At 34.6% G+C, this 992-nt stretch carries 1 protein-coding gene; it reads right to left on the bottom strand.

Annotated elements, in window-relative coordinates; all coding sequences use genetic code 11:
- Nucleotides 1-629 (bottom strand): IS1595 family transposase (locus DW103_RS17935; protein WP_122278653.1); only part of this gene is annotated, 629 nt, incomplete at its 3' end.
- Between the last annotated feature and the right edge of the window lie 363 nt (nt 630-992).

The raw sequence follows: 992 nt of genomic DNA, 5'->3' as shown, positions 1-992 counted from the left end.
ACTGGAGAGGCATCGGGACAAGCTAATGGAATACGACAATCGGTATTATATATCAAAGGAAGTAAAGTTTTACCTTTTGTATCTGCAACAACATAAGCCACAATAAATCCCTCTCGCTGGAGTGTACCAAACACAGGGGTTTTATCTTTCAAAGATCTCCCCTGTGTATCTTTAACTTTATCCTTGCTATGCCTATTCTTGTTTTTTCCACCAATATAAGTCTCGTCAACTTCAATCTCACCCTCTAAACACGGTTCATTTATCTCAATGCTGAAACAGTTGTGAATACGTTGGAGCATAAACCAAGCCGTTTTCTGTGTTACTCCCACAATTTTAGACAATTGCAAAGAGGATACACCTCTTTTCATCTCAACAGTAAAATAACATGCCAGCATCCATTTTCGTAATGATACTTTTGAATTTTCGAAGATCGTCCCTGTACGGACATTGAAATATTTCCCCGTGTTTTTGCACTTGTATCTATTCCCCTTGCACTTATATACTTTAGAATCTGAATCAAATGGAGAAACAACATGATTACCCCATCTCTCTTTTTCAAGAAAGTCTATACATGCTTGCTCATCTGGGAACATTGCTAAAAATTCTGGGAGTGACTTAAAATTGAACATATCCTACATTTTTAGAAACGTAGTAAATATACAAAAATTATGTCCACATAACATGCTGTAAATGAGTTTATTTCTACATAAGTCACACTTTTTACATTTTTTATGTTATATAATTCTCTATTTTATAGTAACTACTCAGCTCCCTGTTTACATCTTTTATGTTGCTGGTTTTAAATGTTTTATTAAGCAACAGAACACGCCGGTTAACCATTGGGGCAAAATGACAAAATGATATTTTATGCTAAAAAAATATCATCATGAATGAAAAAAAGAGCCTCAATAATTTGTGTATCTATCTAATTATCAGTATCTTTATGTCATGAAAGAAAGCGTATCGGACATTGTGGATATACTCCGGGAGGC

Source organism: Parabacteroides sp. AM08-6, assembly GCF_003473295.1.
In the GTDB taxonomy this organism is placed as follows: Bacteria; Bacteroidota; Bacteroidia; order Bacteroidales; family Tannerellaceae; genus Parabacteroides.
The sequence above is the reverse complement of the archived record's forward strand: the minus strand, read 5'-3'. Positions and strand labels throughout refer to the sequence as shown.